At 63.3% G+C, this 15,707-nt stretch carries 19 protein-coding genes; 2 read left to right on the top strand and 17 right to left on the bottom strand.

What is annotated here, in order from left to right; genetic code table 11:
- Window positions 1–95 precede the first annotated feature (95 nt).
- The 15 genes from SM753_RS16240 to SM753_RS16170 all read right to left on the bottom strand — a co-directional run bounded on the left by SM753_RS16240 (window position 96) and on the right by SM753_RS16170 (window position 8,608).
- Window positions 96–584, bottom strand: a complete 489-nt coding sequence (locus SM753_RS16240) for a transposase (protein WP_323192404.1) — start codon at window positions 582–584, stop codon at window positions 96–98.
- A gap of 2 nt (window positions 585–586) precedes the next feature.
- Window positions 587–994, bottom strand: a complete 408-nt coding sequence (locus SM753_RS16235; RefSeq protein WP_323192403.1) for a hypothetical protein — start codon at window positions 992–994, stop codon at window positions 587–589.
- A complete protein-coding gene (locus tag SM753_RS16230; protein ID WP_323192402.1) occupies window positions 991–1,224 on the bottom strand; it encodes a hypothetical protein in 234 nt (77 codons plus the stop codon). Before SM753_RS16230 ends, SM753_RS16235 begins: the two co-directional genes overlap by 4 nt.
- 433 nt (window positions 1,225–1,657) lie before the next feature.
- Window positions 1,658–1,876 (bottom strand): hypothetical protein, encoded by a 219-nt coding sequence (locus SM753_RS16225; protein WP_323192401.1) that lies wholly within the window; start codon window positions 1,874–1,876, stop codon window positions 1,658–1,660.
- Window positions 1,877–1,893: 17 nt separating this feature from the next.
- Complete coding sequence (locus SM753_RS16220; RefSeq protein WP_323192400.1) at window positions 1,894–2,436, bottom strand: hypothetical protein; 543 nt, start codon at window positions 2,434–2,436, stop codon at window positions 1,894–1,896.
- A 101-nt stretch (window positions 2,437–2,537) separates the two neighbouring features.
- Window positions 2,538–2,822 (bottom strand): hypothetical protein, encoded by a 285-nt coding sequence (locus tag SM753_RS16215; RefSeq protein ID WP_323192399.1) that lies wholly within the window; start codon window positions 2,820–2,822, stop codon window positions 2,538–2,540.
- The gene (locus SM753_RS16210) at window positions 2,815–3,168 is read right to left on the bottom strand and encodes a hypothetical protein (RefSeq protein ID WP_323192398.1); all 354 of its coding nucleotides are present in this window, start codon (window positions 3,166–3,168) and stop codon (window positions 2,815–2,817) included. Before SM753_RS16210 ends, SM753_RS16215 begins: the two co-directional genes overlap by 8 nt.
- Window positions 3,165–3,404: a hypothetical protein gene (locus tag SM753_RS16205; RefSeq protein ID WP_323192397.1), complete on the bottom strand. Its 240-nt coding sequence runs from the start codon at window positions 3,402–3,404 to the stop codon at window positions 3,165–3,167. The genes SM753_RS16210 and SM753_RS16205 overlap by 4 nt, the downstream gene beginning before the upstream one ends.
- Entirely contained in the window at window positions 3,401–4,243 is an 843-nt protein-coding gene (locus SM753_RS16200) for a phage Gp37/Gp68 family protein (protein WP_323192396.1), read from the bottom strand. The genes SM753_RS16205 and SM753_RS16200 overlap by 4 nt, the downstream gene beginning before the upstream one ends.
- The gene (locus tag SM753_RS16195; protein ID WP_323192395.1) at window positions 4,243–4,932 is read right to left on the bottom strand and encodes a hypothetical protein; all 690 of its coding nucleotides are present in this window, start codon (window positions 4,930–4,932) and stop codon (window positions 4,243–4,245) included. The genes SM753_RS16200 and SM753_RS16195 overlap by 1 nt, the downstream gene beginning before the upstream one ends.
- Complete coding sequence (locus SM753_RS16190) at window positions 4,925–5,176, bottom strand: hypothetical protein (RefSeq protein WP_323192394.1); 252 nt, start codon at window positions 5,174–5,176, stop codon at window positions 4,925–4,927. The genes SM753_RS16195 and SM753_RS16190 overlap by 8 nt, the downstream gene beginning before the upstream one ends.
- Entirely contained in the window at window positions 5,177–7,279 is a 2,103-nt protein-coding gene (locus SM753_RS16185; protein WP_323192393.1) for a minichromosome maintenance protein MCM, read from the bottom strand. It lies immediately after the preceding gene.
- A 256-nt stretch (window positions 7,280–7,535) separates the two neighbouring features.
- Window positions 7,536–8,129: a hypothetical protein gene (locus SM753_RS16180; RefSeq protein WP_323192392.1), complete on the bottom strand. Its 594-nt coding sequence runs from the start codon at window positions 8,127–8,129 to the stop codon at window positions 7,536–7,538.
- Window positions 8,122–8,469, bottom strand: a complete 348-nt coding sequence (locus SM753_RS16175; RefSeq protein WP_323192391.1) for a hypothetical protein — start codon at window positions 8,467–8,469, stop codon at window positions 8,122–8,124. Before SM753_RS16175 ends, SM753_RS16180 begins: the two co-directional genes overlap by 8 nt.
- A complete protein-coding gene (locus SM753_RS16170) occupies window positions 8,462–8,608 on the bottom strand; it encodes a hypothetical protein (protein WP_323192390.1) in 147 nt (48 codons plus the stop codon). The genes SM753_RS16175 and SM753_RS16170 overlap by 8 nt, the downstream gene beginning before the upstream one ends.
- Window positions 8,609–9,709: 1,101 nt before the next feature.
- Here SM753_RS16170 and SM753_RS16165 point away from each other — a divergent pair.
- Together SM753_RS16165 and SM753_RS16160 are read left to right on the top strand one after the other, a co-directional pair.
- Window positions 9,710–10,627 (top strand): NAD(P)/FAD-dependent oxidoreductase, encoded by a 918-nt coding sequence (locus SM753_RS16165; protein WP_323192389.1) that lies wholly within the window; start codon window positions 9,710–9,712, stop codon window positions 10,625–10,627.
- Between the two features lie 636 nt (window positions 10,628–11,263).
- The gene (locus SM753_RS16160) at window positions 11,264–14,161 is read left to right on the top strand and encodes a hypothetical protein (RefSeq protein ID WP_323192388.1); all 2,898 of its coding nucleotides are present in this window, start codon (window positions 11,264–11,266) and stop codon (window positions 14,159–14,161) included.
- On the opposite strand, the gene SM753_RS16155 is transcribed toward SM753_RS16160, so the two are convergent.
- Together SM753_RS16155 and SM753_RS16150 are read right to left on the bottom strand one after the other, a co-directional pair.
- The gene (locus tag SM753_RS16155; protein ID WP_323192387.1) at window positions 14,155–15,060 is read right to left on the bottom strand and encodes a hypothetical protein; all 906 of its coding nucleotides are present in this window, start codon (window positions 15,058–15,060) and stop codon (window positions 14,155–14,157) included. The two genes, SM753_RS16160 and SM753_RS16155, sit on opposite strands and share 7 nt — an antisense overlap.
- Window positions 15,061–15,278: 218 nt before the next feature.
- On the bottom strand, window positions 15,279–15,674 hold the full coding sequence (locus SM753_RS16150; protein ID WP_135535404.1) for a hypothetical protein: 396 nt from the start codon (window positions 15,672–15,674) through the stop codon (window positions 15,279–15,281).
- Window positions 15,675–15,707 lie beyond the last annotated feature (33 nt).

Here is a 15,707-nt window from a genome sequence, read left to right as displayed (position 1 = left end):
GCGAAGCGGCCAGAAGGAGGACGCCCGCCGGCAGAGGGCCACCGACAGCGTGGCCGATTAGGGCAATCCCCGTGTAGAACGCCGCGTCGTGGATGTCACTCACCGGCATCACGCTCCTGGAGTTCGCGGATAGTTTCGAGCGCGACCTCGCGTTCGTCCTCCCCGAGTTCGTGGGTGGTCGTCTGGTCGACGTCCGCCTCGATCTCTCGGCGCTCCGTTTTGACGTAGTCGTATGAGCGTTCGAGGATGAACTTCGGGTCGTCATCGGCCACTTCCTCGACGAGGCGCTGTTCGCCTTTCCCGCGTGCGCGTTCGAACGCCTCGGAAAACTCGGGATACTCGTCGAGCCACTCGTACAGCGTCGAGTGATGGATGCCAGCCGCACGGGCACAGCCCTCGACAGTTGTCCCGTTACGGGCGGCCTGGAGGATGGCCCTGCGGCGGTCCTCGTCGAACTTCGATGGACGACCGCCGGCACCGCCGCTATCATCGTCGCCGTGGCTCGGGACGGGGCAGGACCCAGCGGGATGTTCGCACGGCGTCCCGTCGGCGCAGTCAGCGCCGCAGATATCCTCGTCAGCCATGGTCAGTCGGCCTCCTGGCCCTCGGATAGCGAGTCCGTGATTCGGTCGAGCGACTCCGTGACCTCGCTGTGATTCTCCTCGACCTTCTCTTCGAGATGGTCGACTTGCGCCGCGAGGTTGTTGATCGACTGGAGTGCGCCCGGGTTTGTCGGGTCGTCATCGTCTCCAGTCAACCGCAACGCATGGGTTTCGAGTACGTCCTCGGTCCGGTCGAGGCGCTCGTCGTGTTGCCGAACCGTTTGCTCGACAGAGTCGAGGCGGTCCGCGTTCTCCGTCGAGCGGTCCTTGTTGGTCTTGATGTGCTTTCGCAGCCGGCGGCCAGCCTCGACTGCGGCCGCGACTGGAGCGACCAGGAGGGCGCCGATGAAGTTGCCCGCCCCGTCGATGAGCGCATCGAAGAGCCCGGTCATCGGGATCGCCTCCCGAGCCAGTAGCCACAGAGCAGCGCGGCGGCCGCGTACCACGGCTCGCGTCGGATCGTCCGTCGCGCGATGGGCGACCAGGCCAGTATCAGGCCAGCCGTCACGCCGAGGATCGACACGTGGAACTCGTTGATCGTCAGTTTGCCAAGGACTGGGAGTCGGACCAGCGTCTGATCTCCGTTGCGAAGTCGATCCTCCAAGTCTGTCGGCTGGGTCATCAGAGTATCACATCGGTCAGGTCGGGCCGCCCGAGACGGCACCAGAGTTGGTCGGCGGGGCTGTGCATAAGAAAGCGTCCGTGCCAAGAGTCGAACTCGGCCCGCGCTCGGTGAGCGTGTGTCCCCTCCAAGGAATAACATGACAACAACGGAGCGCGGCCAGCCTGGACGGACAGGGTCCGACTCCGGATCACTGTGGCGCAAAACGACCGCGTGGTGTAACGACGCCGCAGTGCGCTGGAGTCGGGTCAGGATGGGGAACGATTGCCGGGCCCGTGAGGGGCCGCTGCCCGAGACATCCCGGACGACGGCAATCCCGGCTGGAGTCAGGACGAGGCGTGGGGTGTCGGTCGTTGCCGACTGGGTTGGTCAGGTTGGGTGCCCCGTCCCGGAGCGATGCAGGTCCTCGGCATGTCCCAGGGGGACAGCGGCGTCATCGGGGGAGGACGTCCGCCGGCGGGGCGACGACGGTTGTCTCGCCGACGTCGACGGTGACGGCCGTTTGGGCTTGGTAGTTGAACCGCGGTCGCCACTCGATGTCGACGACGGTGCCCGTGGTCGTTCGGCCGGCGAGAGTAACGGTAACGGGTTGGTCCTCCTGTAGCCCTGCCGCTCCCGGTGCGGAGTGGTGGACTGCCTTCTCGGAGCTCATGGGAAATCGTAGTGAGGTTAGTCGCGGGCCTGGTAGACCGAGACCGCCGTCGCGAGCCGAAAGACCGTGTGGTCGTTGCCGGACAGGGCCGGGTTGGACTTGTGCCGGGCAACCTCGTCGATGAGGGTCGTGCGGTCATGGGCGACGGCCAGCTCGGCCAGCGATGCCGAGAGTCCGCGGGCCGCCATGTCCGCCTCGTCTTTGTCGCGCGTGGACGGCGACCGATGGGGGCGAAGTGCCCCGCAGTGCCAACACGATCGCGTCGACGCACTTGCCGCCGGTTCGTCCGGGACGTATGCTCTCGGTGAGCGCTCGGCGATCTCGACTTGCTCGGACCACACCCGGTCGAGTAGTTCGTGGTCGAGGGTGTCGGTCTCCCGGGGTTCAACCCATGCGGCGATGTCGCCGTGACTGCGGCCCGCCTCGTCGGGATAGCGCTCCGTGCGTTTGAGCCGACGGTAGCACTGTTGGCAGAGACAGTCGCTCTCGACGAGCGCGGGGAAGACCCGGTGGGGCCTCTCCGGGATCGATAGCTCATCAAGGGCAAATGTTGGTGACACGGACGGACAAGAAGCTGGACAGGTCACCACCGTGAGGTGGCTGGTAGCGGTCCCGCGACGCTGCAACTCGGCGCGTCTGGCTCTCTCTTGTGACTGCTGGCTCATAATTGTTTGCCTTCTGTGGGGTCAGTCGGACGGTAACTCTGTCTCGGACGGGAGGTCTCAGGGTCCACGCCCCAGACGGCCTCGGCGTGGCCCGCCTCAAGGAGTCTGTGCATGATACCCTGCGCCGAGGACTCCTCAACGCCGAGTTCGGCGGCGAAGCGTTCGGCGGCAACGCCACCGTCGAGGCTGTCCCGCTCGCCACGCTCGTACAGGTCGACCAGTGCGTCGTAGTACTCGTCGAGGGGGCGACCCGGCGCTCGCGAGCAACTGTGGTTACTCATCGCGCACCTCCGCGAGCGCCTGGTTGACGCGAGCGAGTTCGTGCGGGTCCTTGACCGTCCCGCCGATGTGTTGGGCGAGACGTTTGAGATCCGGTTCGGCGTAGAGTGTCAGTCGGACGCGGCCGTCGGCGTCGGTCCATTTGAGCAAGTCGTCGTTCTCGATGGCCGCACGCATCGCGCTGTCGACGTCGTCGTGGTCGTGCTGGCCGTGTGTGGCTTGCAGCAGTCGGATGGTCGTGGGGCGTGCACCGGGGGATTGCTTCGGCGATGTCTGATGGGCGACCGTTCGGAGGACGGCCTGGTAGCGGTCGCGGGACTCGCGACGGCGTTCGAGGTCGGTGCTCACTGTGACTCACCGTCCTGGTCCTCGATTCGGAACAGCGTCCGACGCGCCCATGCAGCCATGTACTTCCGACAACGGGCGCTCCGTTCTCGATCGCTCCCGTACGCGTAGACATCGGTCCCGTCCGACGGGTCCCGCTGGTGGTCGCCGATATCGACGCCGAGGACGTACTCGTGGATGTAGATCCCAAAGCCCGAGCGGTCCTGTTCCGGCACGGCCGGGGCAGTGTCGTCAGTCATCGCGAATCACCGTCCCGGTCAGTTCCCGTGTCTACTGGTCGGGTGTTTCCGCCGTCGGCCCGTGCAACTTTCTGCGCCTCGCGTGCCTTCTCGGTCGCCTCCGGTAGCCGCGGCATCTCCTGGAACTCCCGGCGGACGCCGTCGGGACACCGAAGCGCCTGCCCTTGCTCCGGTTGGTGAGCCGACGACTGCTTGAAGAAGAACGCCACGTCCTGCTTCATGCAGGCACGCCGGATCGGCCAGACCCACTCGTGGGCCATCTCGCGGCGCTCATCATCCGGGCCGGACTCGCCGCCGACGATTGCCCAGTCGTAGCCAGACAGATCCAGTTCGTCGGCGCTGTCAGCAACTGGGCCGATGAGCGGTTCGAAGCTCGCGAACAGCGTCTCAGCGCCGCAGTTCCGGAGCAGATCGAGGCGCTCGACGACGCGGCCGTCCTCGACGCTCGTTCCCATCCAGACGTTCGGCGGCCAGTCGATCGCCATGTTCGCCGCGCGTCCCGGTCGCTTGGTGAGAATCTGGAAGATGTGCTCGGGGTGGTTCCGCATCACCGCGAACACGTCACCGATGAACTCGTCGGAGACCTGCGAGTGAAACAGGTCGCTCATGGAGTTCACGAAGATGCGCGCCGGCTCATCGAGCGTCCGCGGGTACTCCAGTTTCCCGGGCTTCTCCGTGACGTTCTCCTCGGCGTTCTCCGGCGTCCAGGGCTCGTCAGTGTGGCCGTACTGGTGGTAGCTGATACGCTCCGCGTAGCAGTTGTCGCAGCCCGCCGAGACCTTCGAACAGCCGTGAACCGGGTTCCAAGTCTCGTCGGTCCAGGCGATGTTCGTCGGCATCAGGCGACCACCTCGCACTCGATCTCCCCACCACAGACGTGGCAGTTGTCGGGGGCCTCGATGCGGTCGTACTCCTCTTCTCCCGGCGTCCCCGCGACACCGCTGAACTTCTTTTCCAGCTCGAACTCGTCGCACTCTGAACAGCGGTGGATCTCCCGGCGCGTCGTCTTCTCGAATCGCTTAGTACCGCTCGTGTCGGTACCGCCGTCGGTCGCCACGGGCTGCTTCAAGTACGTGACCTCGGTATCCGTCTCCCGAGCGTACTCGATCTCCGACTGCGTGCTGTCGCCCACGTAGCCGTCGACGTTGATGACGTGGATGCGGTCAGCGAGGTCGATCTTCCGCTTGTGGAGCGCGTCGAGCATCTCCTTCTCCCCCTCGCTGAACGACACGTCGTCAGCATGGCCGAAGACGCCGCAGGAGAGGACGATCTTCCCCTCCATCGTGAGACGCTCGTTCTCCTCGCGGTAGGTCTCCTTGAACCGCGTCGAGCCACACAGGCACACCACCTCGGGGTGCTCAGTTCCGACGTTCTGACGCTCAGGTCGGTGGTCGACCTCGAAGACGGGATGTGGCTCGTCGTGTTCCTCGTCCCACTCCTCTATCTCCTCCGCAGTGGCTGATCGTTCAGTACCGCTCGTTGACGTACCAGACGCTTCACCGCCGCCCGGAGTGGAATTGTCACTCATCGGCATCACCCAGTCGATCGCCGAGCACGTCACGCACCAGCTCGGCCTGTTGGCCGTCGATCGCTGCGACGCGAGACGCCGCCGTGTCTATCTCGGTGACGTCCCCGTCGGTCGCGACCGCCACGACGACGCGCTCCTGCGTGTGGCCGCCGGCGCTGTCGGTCCGTCGTTCGCGCTCGATGCCGGGTGTGGTGGTGCCGTCGGGGTGGGAGAGTTCGACGGCAGTGTGTTGGGGTCGGGACATCTACGCCACCCGCACCTCCTTGTCCGTCTTCGGCTCATAGGCCTCGCCTTTCTGCTTCAGTTTCTCTATCTCGTGTTCCGCCTTCTCCCGGTCGATCCCGACCTCTTCGAGCTTCTCGTAAACATCCTCGTACGGGACGCCGCCCTCTTTCCCCCCCTGCAATTCGCCGATGACTGCCTTGACGTTCTTGACGCGGTCCTGCTGGGGCTTCGACGTGTTCGTCTCGACGATGTCGGCGTCGAAGTCGCCGTCTTCGTTCATCCCGTAGTCCTGCAGCGACTCGCCGACCAACCGCTTCGCGCGGTTGATATCCTCCTCCTCGATCCACTCCGAGAGGCGGGCCCGGGCACTCGCCTCTGCGATCCGGTGCATGTCCTGGAGCTTCCGCAGCGTTATCGGGACCGGTGCATCATCATCGTAGCCGTTGACACCGCGCATCCGCACGTACGCGTCGCGGAGTGTGTCCCGGTCCTCTTTCGACCGGAAGCGCGGGTCGGGGAGTTGCCGCACGTAGGCGACGAACTTCCGGAGTAGGTCGTGGTCGAGCACGCGATTATCGTCATCGGCACCGGCATCCTCGCCAGCACGTCGTGCTTTCGCGCCCTCCTTGGTCTCCAGGACGTGCTCGGCTTTCTCCCGGTCCGTCTCTTCGTCGGGTTTGTCCTGCAGTTTGAAGATGAGCGCGAACCGTGAAAGCAACGTCTCGCTCAGGTCGATCTGTTCGCTGTCGGCGACGTACTCGTCCCATCGGGAGTGTTTCGGGTTCCCGCCCGCGAACACCGACGTCTCCGCGGGGAGGGTGGTGTTTATCCCGGCCTTGTTCACGTCGACTCTCATGTCCGCCATCGCACCGTGCATCGAGTCCTGGACGTCCTCCCGGACCTTGTCGATCTCGTCGATGCACGCGAGGCCGTTGTTCGCCTGGACGAGCGCGCCCGCGTCGAGCGCCCACTCGCCGCCGGCGAAGTCGTCCTGTTTCGCCGTCGCGGTCATCCCGGCCTCGGTCGCGCCTTTCCCGTTCGCGAACACCGACCGCGGGGCGATCAGTTTCGCCTCGCGCAGAAGCGTCGATTTCCCGGTCGAGGCGTCCCCGATCAGCAGCATATGGAACACGCCGCGGACCTCACGGCCGGTGTCGAGCTCGGCGGTCGCGCCGCCGATCAGCATCAGGAAGATCGCTTCCTTGATCAGCTCGTATTTCTCGCCGGTCAGGTCGGGGGCGATACTTGCGGTGACGGTCTCGAACAGCGGGCCATGCTCGCCGTCCGCGATCGCTTCGATCTTCCGCTTGTCGTCCGGAGTAATTTCGAGGTCCTCGAAGTCCGTATCGCAGATTTCGGTGTGATGGCCCTCCAGATAGGGCTTGAACCGCGTGGTCTTCGTGTTGTTCGATGACTCCTGTTTGAGACGGAGCCGGCCGGTGACGTCGACGCGATCGCCGGCGTCGACTTCGTCGGTGATATCGTCTTCGAGGGCAACATCGATCTTCGTCCCGCCGCCTCCAGCAGCCACTTCCGGCGGCTCGGCGAGTCGGAGCACTTGCGCGTCGACGAACTCCGACTGGTCGAAGTTGATCTGGAACGGACCCTGTCGTTCGCACCCCGAACACTCGTGGGGTTCCTGGAAGTCGTCGCTCGTCCCTGACTGCGGGACTCGGGTGAGCGTCCCGCAGCGCTGGCACTCGAAGGCCGCTTCCTCGACCTTCGGGTCGACGTCCGTGGCCTTCTCGACCTGGCCCTCGACCGTGAGGTACGGTGCCGTGTTGTGGCGCTTCGTCGGTGAGAACCAGCCCGGGTAAAACGAGTCTGTCTCGTTGAGGTTGCACACGCGGACGTGTGCCTGCCCGAGTTCGATGTCGATCGGGAGGTCGTACAGCCGCAGCGCCTCTTCGGCGTACTCCTGTAACTGGTCGGGCTTCGAGAGGTAGTCGTCCGCCAGGTCAGGATCGAACCGGTAGAGGTCGCCCCAGTCGACCACCAGGGACCGATCCTCGTTCGGGTAGTGTTGCGCGAGCGTCCGGATCTCATCGTCGTAATAGCCCCGGAAGAACTCCTGGAACGTATCCACGAGCTCGGCCGTTTGAGTGTCTGTCGTTGCGGACATCACGCGATCCACCTCCATCGACCCGGTGTTGCGGAGGTGTTGCGTCTCCACAACACCGAACGAACGGTGTTGCGGTCGTTTTCTGCGAGCGATGCGAGCGATGTTCGAGCGTAGGTGTGACTAATCGACATTTGCTTTCTTCGGTTACGTCATGGGATTTTCACTCAATCCAAGCGTGGTTGTTCTCTAAACGGCCTGGGCGGGGGCACCCCCCTCATGAGGTGTTGTGGAACCGCAACACCTCCGCAACACGTGTTCACTCCCGCAACACCCCCTCGTGGATCCGAACACCGGCGATCGTCCCGGGGAGCTCCGTCGGGGAGTCGACAATCAGCCGCGTGTTCTTCGGGCTCGACCGCGGTTCCTCTTTGACGCGGCAAAGTTCGGTGTCGCCGACCACTTCCTCGGCTTTGTCCATGACGTCGTAGGTGTCGGTCCGGTGGATCTTCTCGTCGGCTGCTTCGAGGACGTCCTTGACTCGGGAGCCGTCGTATGCCTGTCGACCGGGGGAGACCGAGACGTTCGCGGCGTGTTTGAGCACGACCGCGGCCTGACGGTCTCGCTTCGCCGCGCTGTTGCGGGCGACGGTCTGGTAAAACTCCGCGGCGCGATTCATCTTGTCCACTGTCTCGCGAAGGTCGATCACGCGCTGACGGAGTTGTTCGTTCTCGTCCTCAAGGTCGTTGACGCGGTCGACGGCGCGCTGAGTGGCTTCGACGGGGCCGCACTCAGTCGGGTCGATGTCGTCGCCGGCGAGACCGTAGATGAGCTTCCGGAACGCAACGTCGTTGGCTGCCGCTTCGTCGAGCGACTCGTCAGCGTGGCGCGCGTCACTGTAGTCGTCAGTCATCGCTGTTCACCCCGTCGGGATCGTAGAGGATGACACCCGCCCGGGCGATCCGGAAGTCCGGCCCCGCGACCAGGCCCTGGATGCGCTTTTTCAGCGTGTCGTCAGCCCGGATGTCGGTGTGGCGGCGGTAGAGTTGTCTGAGGGTCTTGATCTCGACCGGTTCTCCTGGTTCGAGGTGCCCAACCACGGCCGAGTCGCGACTGTCGTAGCCGGCGGCCTCGCTGTTTGGTTCGCCGCTGTCTTCGAGTTCGTCGACACGCTGTTCGAGGTCGTTGACTCTCGACAGCGCTCGTTGGGCGACCTGCAGGGCGTCCTCGGCGCGGATGTCTTGCTCAGACATGGCGAATCACCTCGCCATCGTCGGCGTGATCGTCGCAGACGACTCGCTCGCCGTGGTCTGGGTGGTCGATGACAGCGGCGGCCTCGTCGGTGCAACCGAGCTTCGAACAGAACGGACCTCCGACAACCTCGACGCTCATGCACCGACCACCATCCTTGCAGAGTGCACTTTGCACTGTGTTTGTCGGCCCAATAGCACAGTTCGGGGAGTAGAGGCGGTGAGTCCCCGAATGATACGAGAGTTTATCCTGCTAAATGGACCGTTAATCTGCCGGGTATTGGATACATATCTGTATTAAAGGTATCCCAAACTCTGTCTCTGGTACTACATACACGAATAAAATAATCCACCGCTACGCTCAATTGCGCCCGATACAGGACAACAGGACCAGATCTGTCTCAATACGTAGATCTAGGTTGGTTCTCTTAGAACCGAGAAACCGAGTAAGAATCGAGAGTGACGGGAACAGTTCCGAACTGATACGGCACTGAGCCGCCCTTGTCTGTTCTCCTGTTCAGGAAGGGGAGCAAAACGACTGGTCAAGGATACAATGATAGAGGGTTGTGGATGTCCCGCCCAGAAGAGATCGTCTCCAACAGGTCTGAATCGTAGTGTCGAACAGCGGTAAACGACAGGGAGACAACTGGAACAAAAGGCGTACAGATAATCAACATGTGTCTGTGTTCGCGGGTACGGCGAATTCACGAAACGACAAACTGTGGTTCGACTGGGTGCTGCCTGGGGGGTGAGCCGACATCTCAGACAGCGGTTGATACAGTCACTGAACACGTTAGTCTCGTTGTCCGGTTCCGGTCTGACATTCGATGACGACAAGTACCCGAATTTGGTTTCTTTCTATGACGACTCTCGTTCGGAAGCACTGTGCGTCGTCCCCTGTACCGCAAAAGGACCAGCTAAACCGTATGTCGATATACTGAACGGCTTGGTCAGACGGCCGAACGCGTCCGCACTACAGCGTGATCAGCGATTAGAGCGAGTCGGAACTTCGAAACGGCTTTATAATTTTAGGCTAACCTAAAAACATGGCCGTCGATAGTACGGTAGACGGGGCTCTGACGCGTCGAGAGGCCGCGACGCGGGAAAGCCCGATCTACGACCGCATTCCGGCTGAAACGGAGAGGCTGCATCGGTTTTCCAACAGTGACGCCCGAATGACTGAAGTCGAACCGCTCCGTGACCGCCAGCGGACAGCGAAACCAGCTATAGAGGAGAACTCGTCATGACGACCTCAGACACAGACTCGCAGCTAGCGACGGATCACGACGTGGTCGTCGTCGGCGGCGGGCCAGCCGGCTGTTCAGCGGGCGTGTTCACCGCACGGTACGGACTCGAGACGGCCATCTTCGACCGCGGTCGCTCCTCGATCAAGCAGTGCGCCTATCTGGAGAACTACCTCGGCTTCCCCGGCGGGATCGATATCGAGACGCTGTATGGACTGATGTACGACCACGCCGAGGACGCGGGCTGTGAACTCGTCTCCGACATGGTCGAAGCCGTCGAACGCTGCGACGACGGGTTTGCGGTCGAAACGCAGGACGGACGGCGCGTCACCGCCCGACGAGTCGTCGCAGCGACCCGGTACGACGGCGAGTATCTCCGACCGCTCGATGGCGACGCGATGTTCGAAACGTACGAGTACGACGGCAAGTCCCACGAGCAGTTCGACCGGTCGTACCCGGAGGTGGACGGGACGACGCCGGTCGACGGCCTCTACGTTGCGTCCCCATCTGACGAGACGGATCACCAGACGATCATGGCCGCCGGCCGCGGCGCACGGGTCGGCCTCACGCTCGTGGAGGACCACCGGCGGGAGCGAGGCTATCCCGACGCGCTCGCTGCGGAGTACGATTGGATGCGTCGAGAAGCGGAACTCGACGACGAACTCGACGACCGCGACCGCTGGCGCGAACTGTTCGACGACCGCTTGCCCGACGACCACGACCTTCCGGAGGAGCGACTCGCCGAACTACGGGAACGAGAGATCGACCGTCGGATCGACACGTATCTCCCTCGGTCCGAGATCAAACGCCGGACGGAGCAGGGTCACCGACGTCTACTCGACCACGTAGACGACGATCTCATCCTCGAAGCGGCGCGTGAGATCACCGCCGAGCGTCAGTCCGAGACGAACGAGTAGCCCATCGGCGAGTGGGTTCGGCCCTGGTTGCACCCTCGTGACGGAAACAGGCTCCGAATCAGCGGTGTGTCATAGCACTTCGATGCCCGTCTTCGAAAAAACGGATGGCAACCGGGGTGAATCCGGGGGAGATATTCGGACCGGCAGGCGTTCGTTGTCCTCGTCACTGCGTCAGGGAGCGATCGCAACCAGCTTCTCGTGCGGTGAGAACGATCTGAACCTGTCACGACTGCATCGGATCCCTTCGTCAGTGTGTCGTAGGATATCCGCACGCTGATCTGGTGAAGGACCCGTTCCGCCGTGGGACGTCGACTATTACCTTCGTGTGATGACGAGTAATGCGAGATTACCCGTCTATAGTCGCTCTACCGGTGTTTTCTCGTTCGCACCAGGGATGCGAGAGACGGGACAGAAGTGTGCGATCACGAGTAAGTCCAGTCGGTTCGATCGCAAGTGTGATCGTATTTCCTCGATATGGGGCGTAAGCGGCACCTATACCGGCTTTGAATCCTCGACTGGCGTCGGCGTGAACTGAAGGCGACGTGACGGTTACTCGTCCACCCCGAAAGTTCAGCCGACCTTGCCGTCGGGCAAGCGACGAATTACAATACCCTCTTGGCGTCGTGCGAACCGTGTATGGATACCAGTGCGAGTTCAGTTCGCATCGCGACCGTGGCCGTTGCCGTTCTGGTCGCGGTAAGTGTCGCTGTCCTGGGGATCAACGCCGGAACTGCAGAGGGCACTGATCTTCAACAGGAAGCCCTTCAGCAGGAACCGGACCAAGCGTTGAACGAGACGAACCTTTCGGGGGCGAACACGACGTTACGGGGGGTGATGGAGAACGACTCCGCCGGATGGTCGATGGCGGAGGCCGGTGACGTCAACGGTGACGGGGAGTCCGACCTCCTCGTCGGCGCGCCGAGACGGCACGACAACAGTACGCACGCCGGTTCTGCGTACCTCTTCTACGGGCCCGTCGACGAGGGCGACATCAACCTCTCGGACGCGGACGTGACGTTCGAAGGCCAGCAACGTGCCGACCGAACGGGCGTCGCGGTGGCGGGCGGTGACCTGAACGGAAACGGGTACGCCGATGTCGTCGTCGGAGCGTCCCACTCTAACAACAGCGACGGCGAGCGATACGCCGGGAAAGTGTACGTCGTTTCCGGCGGCGAGAGCCTCAACGGGACCGTCGCTCTCGGAAACGACACGACGACGATAGACGGCGAGTCGTGGGGCGACCACGCGGGGTACGCCCTCGACGTGGTGAACCACTCGTCCGAGGAGTCCGATCTCGTCGTCGGCGCGCCGTACAACAACAGCACGAACACGACGGCCGGTGCCGCCTATCTGATCGAGGGCGACGAGATCGAGTTCGGTGCCGGAGCGACGCAGTCCCTCTCGGACCTCGGAAGTAAATACGCCGGGGAAGGTCTCGGGGACCGCGCCGGCTGGTCAGTCGCCGACGCCGGTGACGTCGACGGCGACGGGCGACACGACGTGATCGTCGGTGCATACAGTGCCGACAAAGGGACGAACGACGCCGGCGCGGCGTACGTCATCTACGGGGACGACGACCCGCCTGCCGAGGCCACGCTCGGTGAAGCGAACGCGACACTCACGGGCGCTGATACTGACGACTTCGCGGGATACAGGGTCGACGGTGCCGGTGATGTCGACGGCGACGGCCTGGCCGATGTCGTCGTCGGCGCGCCGTACAACAACGAGACCGGTACCGACGCCGGTGCGGCGTACGTCGTTCGGGGGAGCGACCTCTCCGAGAACGTCAGCCTCGACGACGCCGCCCTGAAACTGTACGGCGAGAGCGAAAACGACCTCGCCGGGTTCGCAGTGAGCGGCGGCCCCTGCAACGAGACGGTGTACGTGGGCGCGCCCGGCGTTGATTCTGCGACCGGCAGCGCCTACGCTGTCGGCGGTAACGCGACCGGCAACGCGTCGCTTTCGGGCGCTGTCGCGACGTACCTCGGCGAGGAAGAGGGCGACGGTGCCGGGTTCTCGCTGGCCGGAGCGACCAATCTGACCGGCGACGACACGGAGGAACTGCTCGTCGGCGCGCCGTTCCACGACGGCAACGCGAACGATAGCGGTGCCGCGTATCTCGTCACCGATGCCTGTCCGACGAGCGAAGCCGACGTGACTGACGCTCCGCCGGAGGAAGCGCCCGACGACGGTCAGGAAGACGAAGCGACGATTCCAGTCCACGACGAACCGAGCGAAACGGACGACGGGGACGCTGACGACAACGAGACCGACGACACTGAAGACGACGACGATACTGAGGGTAACGAGACGGACAACAGTGATGATGAGAGCACTGATGAGAACGAAACTGACGGGAGCGACATAGAAGACAACGTTACCGACGGAAACGACTCTGCCGATAACGCTACCGACGGAAACGACTCTGCCGATAACGCTACCGACGGAAACGACACTGATGACAACGTTACCGACGGAAACGCTACCGTCGGCAACCAGACGGATACTGACACAGCGGAAACCGAGGACGACGGCGGCACTGACGCGGTAGAGCGGATAACGCCGGCAGACGGGGAAGTGACGGTTCAACCTGGAACTCGAATGCTGTTCGAAGTGTCCGTCGACGAGTCCGTCGACGGCCCCATCGCGGCAGAATGGACCATCGACGGGGAGACCGATTACCGGTTAGGTCCGTTCCACAGCGAGTACAGGGCGGAAGGCGAGGAGTTCTATAAACAGACGTTCACCGAAACGGGCACTCACGAGGTGACCGCGACGGTGTTGAACGGCGATCAGGAGAGCGTGGGAACGGCCGAGTGGACGGTTACTGTCGAAGAGGGCGGTACCGAAGCGCCGTCCATGTCGGCAGCGGACGGCGGTGGTGAGATAACGCTAGAGGAGGACGAAGATACCGGGCTTGCCATCGGGGAGGGGGACGCTATCGACCTCACACTCGACGTGAGCGACCCGGACGGTGACCTGCACCGCGTCGTCTGGTTCTACGGATTACAGGACGCCCGCCTCGGAACGACATCGGTCAGCGGGGCCCAGGACACGGCCACGATGTCCGTCGAACGCGCCTGCCAGTGTCCGGTCATCGTCTGGGTCGTCGACGAGTCGGGGGCCGTGACGGAGCGGCCGGTCTGGAACTTCACCATCACGCAGCCCTCCGAGACGACCAGCGAGACGGCCACCACCGGTTCCCAGAACGGAGACGGTGACTCGACGGTCACCCGGGAGGGGGACGGTGACACCGCGACAGCCACCCAGTCCTCGGATAGCGAACGAAACGGGTCGGTGACGAACGATACCTCCACGGTTGAGTCCGACGGAACGGACAGCACTGCAACGGCAGAACGGACTACGGAGGGAGAAGACCCAGCAAACGAGAGTGAGGGCCCGACTACGGGAGACGGTGACTCAACCCCGGTAGACGGGGACTCGACCGACGATATCGACAGCGACGAAACGGCTACGGAGGACGGAGAGAACGGTACGACGGACCAGGCGGCGGCCGTCGCGGCGTCTCACTGAACGGCCAGGGCCGTCTCGAACTCTGCGTCGGCGAAGAGGTTTTTGACCGCGTCGGCTTCCTGCGTCGTCTCGACGACGTTTTCCATCAGTACCGTCTCGCTGGGGAACAGCTGTTCACCCAGTTCAAGACCGTGGTCGCGGGCGGTCGATCCGGTGACGGTGAGATAGACGCCGAGCCCGACATCTGCGACCGCTGCTTCCTCCTCGCGCCCGTCGTCCGGATAGCAGAAAGTCACGTCTTCCATCGCCGCCGTGCCGAGCACGGCCCGGACGAGCCGCTCGTACCGCGGCGAGATACAGAGCGGTCCGGCGTAGTTCGCGACGAACTCCCGGCTCAGTTCGTCGGCGGGACCCTCTCGACGGGTTTCCGGTGTGGCCATCAGCGTGTGGTAGACTGTGTCCCCGAGACCGGTAACGACGCGAACGTCGGTGTCTTTGGGGTCGATCCGAGCGTTGAGGTCGTCGATGGACGCGAGGGGTTCTTCGCGGAGACCGACGACCTCCTCCAGAACGAGGTCGGCGCTGTCGAATCCGAGGGCGAAGTCGTGCGTTCGAACCGCACGAAACGGTTCCTCGCGGCCGATCAGCTGTACGTCCACGCCGTCGGTTTCGACCGTGACGCTGTCGAACACGATCCGGCGCGGCATACCGGCGCGGTCGTCGCGGAGAAGGGTGTAGTCGGGCTGTCCCGCGTCGGAAAGCGTGCTGTAGGCCGCCAGACGGTCGTACACGTCTCGCTCGTCCGTCTGTTTGCCTTTCGCGATGGCTTTCTCGTAGCGTAGCGTCGAGGAGATGGAATCAGCGAGTTCGGTGTCTCCGGTTCCGGCGGCGATTCGGTCGAGAACGGCCTCCAGCGGTCGTCCCTTCCGGGGGACGGCGACCCGTAACGTCTCAGTCATTGTCCTGTATCACGCTCCGTGTCTGTAAACCGGTTGCGCTTCACTCAACCGGCTAGTCACGCCGTGTCGGCGTCCACGTCGACGCTAACCATCCCCGTCGGCGGTTCGTCGGCACCCGCGGTCACCGCGAGTCGCCACCCACCTTCAGTCATCGTTTGGGGATGGTCGTCCACGCTCGAAAGATCTTTTGGGAGGTCGCCGAACGCCACGGCGTCCCGTTATCGGTCGGCGCGGACGTAGTCGAGCCAACAGTTAGAGGAGGAAAGCGAGATCCCGCCGCCGTCGTAGACCGCGACGTAGATGGCCGGGTCCCAACAGAACTCGTTGGAGACGTCCCGCTCCAGACGAGTGCTCTCGTTTTCGATAGCGAGGTGATAATCACCGTTGCTCAACACGCCCGCCTCGGTCACGTCTTCGTTCGGCGGAAGGGTGAACTCTTCTGTATACTGCTCTGTACCGCCGTCTTTCCGTCGGATCGAAATGGAGATGGAGCGAGCAGATCCCGTGTTGTTCCGTATATGAATGTCCGTGGATTTAGTCGACGCTACGTACAGCCCGGTCGTGGCAAAGACGGTAGTCGGAACGCCTATTTTTAGTAAATCTCTCCGGTTCATTGTACGCGTGTGAGCCTTGGGAAAGGGTTAAGA

Source organism: Halostella sp. PRR32, from assembly GCF_034808085.1.
Taxonomy (GTDB): domain Archaea; phylum Halobacteriota; class Halobacteria; order Halobacteriales; family Natronoarchaeaceae; genus Halostella; species Halostella pelagica.
This window is presented reverse-complemented; position numbering and strand designations above follow the sequence as displayed.